Source organism: Dyella sp. C11, from assembly GCF_003121485.1.
In the GTDB taxonomy this organism is placed as follows: domain Bacteria; phylum Pseudomonadota; class Gammaproteobacteria; order Xanthomonadales; family Rhodanobacteraceae; genus Dyella.
This window is the reverse complement of the sequence record NZ_QAVX01000042.1, coordinates 1-5,025: the sequence shown is the minus strand read 5'-3', so window position 1 is coordinate 5,025 and position 5,025 is coordinate 1. Positions and strand designations below refer to the sequence as shown.

General features: G+C 65.2%; 4 protein-coding genes. All 4 read left to right on the top strand.

Annotated elements, in window-relative coordinates:
- The first annotated feature begins 79 nt into the window (after positions 1-79).
- A complete protein-coding gene (locus DK366_RS20975; RefSeq protein WP_109127504.1) occupies positions 80-448 on the top strand; it encodes a MarR family transcriptional regulator in 369 nt (122 codons plus the stop codon).
- 32 nt (positions 449-480) lie between these two features.
- The gene (locus DK366_RS20970) at positions 481-1,953 is read left to right on the top strand and encodes an efflux transporter outer membrane subunit (RefSeq protein ID WP_109127502.1); all 1,473 of its coding nucleotides are present in this window, start codon (positions 481-483) and stop codon (positions 1,951-1,953) included.
- A gap of 15 nt (positions 1,954-1,968) precedes the next feature.
- A complete protein-coding gene (locus tag DK366_RS20965; protein WP_109127501.1) occupies positions 1,969-3,165 on the top strand; it encodes an HlyD family efflux transporter periplasmic adaptor subunit in 1,197 nt (398 codons plus the stop codon).
- A gap of 211 nt (positions 3,166-3,376) precedes the next feature.
- Positions 3,377-4,897, top strand: coding sequence for a DHA2 family efflux MFS transporter permease subunit (locus DK366_RS20960; protein ID WP_109127503.1), 1,521 nt, complete (start codon positions 3,377-3,379; stop codon positions 4,895-4,897).
- The last annotated feature ends 128 nt before the right edge of the window (positions 4,898-5,025 follow it).

Here is a 5,025-nt window from a genome sequence, read left to right as displayed (position 1 = left end):
CATATGTGTATAAGAGACAGACCCCCAGGACAGCATCGGAGTCTTGATCGGGCTGGTTCGTGCCGAACTGGGCCGCAAGATGGAAGCGCAGCTGCAGGCCTCGGGCATCGGACTGCGTTTTACCCAGTTCCTGATCCTGAAGCGGCTGGCCCTGATGGGTCCCATGTCGGCCAGTGAACTGGCGCGGTCGGTGGAGCTGGACGGCGGCGCCATGACCCGTCAGCTGGACCAGCTCGAAGGCAAAGGCCTGCTGCGTCGTTGCCCCCACGAACAGGACCGACGCGCACTGCGCATCGAGCTGACCCCGGCCGGCGATGCCATGTGGCAGCAGATGACGCCCTGCAACGAGTACGTGCTCGACGCGGCGCAGAAGGCGCTGGACCCCACCGAGCGCGAGCAGCTGCGCGACTACCTGGAGCGCGTGCTGCAAGCGCTCCGCGACATGTAACAACCCGTTTCACTTTTCTGGAAACCAAGACCATGCGTCTGCAAATCCTTGCGGCAGCAACCGGCCTCTCCCTCGCGCTGGCGGGCTGCGTCAGCAGTGGCGGCCTGCATCCGGATGGCTCGTTGACCGATGCCTCCACCATCAAGGCCGATCGCAGCCTGTCCGGTGCCACGCTTTCCCCTGCGGCGTGGCCGTCCGACGACTGGTGGACGGGCCTGGGTGATCCCCAGCTCACCGCGTTGATCGCCGAAGCGCTGAAGGACAACCCGACGCTCAGCGTCGCCGATGCCCGTGCCCGACAGGCGGCGGCCGAATCCGGCGCGGCCGATGCGGATCGCGGTCCCAGCGTGACCGCTGGCGCCAACGTCGTCGGTCAGCGCCTGCCGCTCACCGCCGCGCCGCCGGACCTGGGCGGCGGCAAGTTCACCTGGTTCAAGGACGCCCGCGCCAGCTTCAGCTGGGGCCTGGATCTTTGGGGTGGCAAGCGCGCCGCGTGGGAAGCCGCTGTCGGCATGCAGCACGCTGCGGAGATCGAACAGCAGGCTGCGCGCATCGAGCTGTCGACCAACGTGGCCCGAGCCTACGTGCAGCTGTCGTATGCCTACGCGCAGCAGGATGTGGCCAAGGCCGAACACGAGCGCGCCACCACCGCGCGCCAGCTGACGCAGCAGCGTGTGGCCGCCGGTCTCGACAACCAGATGCAGCTCAAGCAGAGCGACACCGAGGTGGCGAACGCCGACCAGGAAGTCGCTGCTGCGAACCGCTCCATCGATGCCGCACGTTCTTCGTTGTCGGTGTTGCTGGGCAAGGGTCCGGATCGCGGCCTCGACATCACGCGTCCGCAATCGCTGCAGCCGGCGGCACTGAATGTGCCGGCGGACCTGTCGACGGAAATCCTCGGTCACCGCGCCGACATCGTCGCTGCGCGCTGGCGCGTGGAATCGGCGGGCAAGGAAATCAAGGTCGCCAAGACGCAGTTCATGCCCAACGTGAGCATCAGCGCGATGGCGGGTGTCGCCGCCTTCGGCAGCATCAATCCGCTGCAGCTGCCGGCGCGTTTCTACACGTTTGGTCCGTCGCTGAGCCTGCCGATCTTCGACGGCGGCCGCCTGCGTTCGAACCTGTCGTCGAAGGACGCGCAGTACGACGAAGCCATTGCCCAGTACAACCAGACGCTGGTGCGCGCGGTGAACGAAGTGGCCGACAACTACGACGCCGTGCAATCGGCGAAGGAACAGGTCGCCGCCCAGCAGCGCGCGGTGGATGCCGCCATGCAGGCGTGGCAGCTCTCGCAGCAGCGCTACAAGGCCGGCGTGGGCAACTACCTGGAATCGCTGATCGTGCGCCAGCAGCTGCTCGCCGCGCAGGAGCGCCTGGCCGCGCTGCAGTCGCAGCAGGTGGACCTGTCCGTGCAACTCATTCAAGCCCTGGGCGGTGGTTTCCGTCCGCAGGGCGCCGCAGCGGATGTCGCCGCGGCTGAATCCTCTTCTGAACATTCGCTCTAAATAAAGGCTGCCCCCATGTCTAGCCAGAATCCGCTCGCGGCCGAGACCGCAGCTGCCCAACCTCCCAAGAGCCGTCGCGGCTTTTTGCTGAAGACCCTCGCCGCCGTGGTGGTGATTGCCGCCATCGGCTGGGGCGTGTGGTACTTCGTCGACGGTCGTTGGTTTGAAGAAACCGACGACGCGTACATCAACGGCAATGTCGTGCAGATCACCCCGCAGGTGCCGGGCTCGGTCATCACCATCGGCGCCGACGACGGCGACCTGGTGCATGCCGGCGACGTGCTGGTGAAGCTCGACCCGGCCGATGCCGATGTCGCGCTCCAGCAGGCTCGTGCCAACCTCGCCAGCACCGTGCGCAAGGTGCGTGGCCTCTACAGCAACGTGAGCGGTGCGCAGGCTGAAGTGGCCGTGCGCAAGACCGCCGTGGACAAGGCCCTGGCCGACTACAACCGTCGTCGCGACCTGGCCAAGTCCGGCGCCATCTCGGCCGAAGAGCTGTCGCACGCCCAGGACGCGCTGACCACCGCGCAGAGCGCACTCACCACTTCGCAGCAGCAGCTGCAGAGCAACAAGGTGCTGGTGGACGACACCGTGGTCGCTTCGCACCCGGACGTCCAGACGGCTGCCGCCCGCCTGCGTGCTGCCTACCTCGACGACGTGCGTTCCTCGATCATCGCGCCGGTGGATGGCTACGTTGCCAAGCGTTCGGTGCAGCTGGGCCAGCGCGTTGCGCCGGGCACGCCGCTGATGGCGGTAGTGCCGCTGCATGAAGTGTGGATCGATGCCAACTTCAAGGAAACGCAGCTCACCAGCATGCGCATCGGCCAGCCGGTGGAAATCCGCGCCGACGTGTACGGCGGTGCCGTCACCTACAAGGGCAAGATCGAAAGCCTGGGCGTGGGCACGGGTAGCGCGTTCTCGCTGCTGCCGGCGCAGAACGCCACCGGCAACTGGATCAAGATCGTGCAGCGCGTGCCGGTGCGCGTGTTCTTCACCGATCCCAAGCAGCTTGAAGAGCACCCGCTGCGCATCGGCCTGTCGACCAAGGTGAGCGTGAACCTGCACGACCAGAGCGGCCCCCTGCTCGCCAAGCAGGCGCCGACGCAGCCGGCCTTCAGCACCGAGGTCTACAAGGAACAGCTGGCCAAGGCCGACGGCATGATCGCGGACATCATCCACGCGAACATGGCTGGCGAGAGCAAGCAGCAGTAAGCGATAGATGCACGGAGGCGCTGAGCGCTTCCGTGCAGGTCAATGTCGTCATTCCGGCGCAGGCTGGAATCCAGTGACTTCAGTGCTGACACGTGTGGACGACTTCACGTCGTGTCGCTACTGGATTCCGGCCTAAGCCGGAATGACGAGCTAAAAGCAAAGGCTGCGTCCTATGGCGCGCCAACCCTTCATTCCGCAGGTTACCCGTGCGATGAACCAAGAATTCCGTCCACCCAACCTGGCGCTGACGACCGTCGGCCTCTCGTTGGCGACCTTCATGCAGGTGCTGGATACCACCATCGCGAACGTGTCGCTGCCGACCATTGCCGGCAACCTCGGCGTGAGCGTGAACCAGAGCACGTGGGTCATCACCTCGTTCGCGGTGAGCATGGCCATCTCGCTGCCGCTCACCGGCTTCCTCACCCGCCGCTTCGGCGAAGTGAAGATGTTCATCTGGTCGACGCTGCTGTTCTCCATCGCGTCGTTCCTGTGCGGTATCGCGCAGAGCATGCCGATGCTGATCCTGTTCCGCGCGATCCAGGGCGCCGTCGCCGGCCCGATGTATCCGGTCACGCAGAGTCTGCTGATCTCCATCTATCCACCGGCCAAACGCGGCATGGCGCTGGCACTGCTGGCGATGGTGACGGTGGTGGCGCCCATTGCGGGCCCGATTCTCGGTGGCTGGATTACCGACAATTATTCGTGGCCGTGGATCTTCTTCATCAACGTGCCCATTGGTATCTTCGCCAGCATGGTGGTCGGCAACCAGATGGCCGGTCGCAAGGATGTCACCATGCGTCCGAAGATGGACTACGTGGGCCTGATCACGCTGATCGTCGGCGTGGGCGCACTGCAGATCGTGCTGGACAAGGGCAACGACGAAGACTGGTTCAACTCCTCCTTCATCGTCATCACTTCCATCGTGTCGGTGATCTCGCTGGCGGTGTTCCTGATCTGGGAACTCACCGACAAGGAACCCATCGTCAACCTGCGCCTGCTGCGCCATCACAATTTCCGCGTGGGCACGATTGCGCTGGTACTGGCTTATGCCGCGTTCTTCGCCATCGGCCTGCTGGTGCCGCAGTGGCTGCAGCGGAACATGGGTTACACGTCCACGTGGGCGGGTTTTGCCGCGGCGCCGCTGGGCATCCTGCCGGTGATGCTCACCTTTATCGTGGGCAAGTACGCCTCGCGCACCGACATGCGCCTGCTCGCTTCGTGCGCGTTCCTGGTGATGGGCGCGACGTGTTTCATGCGCTCCAACTTCTTCCTGCAGGTGGATTTCTGGCACATCGCCGGCGTGCAGCTGTTCCAGGGCCTGGGCGTGGCGTTGTTCTTCATGCCGGTGACCACGATCCTGCTGTCGGACCTGCAGCCCCACGAGATTGCCGCAGGCGGCGGCCTGGCCACGTTCCTGCGTACGCTGGGCGCGAGCTTCTCCGCATCGCTCACCACGTTCCTGTGGGACCACCGCGCGATTGTTCACCACGCGCAGCTCACCGAGCACATCACGCCGTACGACACGTCGGCACAGGCCACGCTGCAATCGGCGGGTATCAGCGGCCAGGCGAGCAACGGATTCCTGGAGCAGCTGATCAACAATCAGGCGTACCAGATTTCGTTCAACGAGGTTTTCCACCTGCTGGGCTGGGTGTTCTTCGGTCTCGTGCTGGTGGTGTGGATGGCGCGGCCGCCGTTTGGTGCGAAGGCGGGGCCTGGGGCGGACCACTAACGGGCCGGGTGAAAAGGGCTGCGGCGATGCAGCCCTTTTTCTTGTCTCCCTCTCCCCTTAGGGGGGAGGGCTGTCGGTTATACTCTTCTCCGAGCCCCCGCGACTCCGGCGCCGCGCGGTGGCCGGGT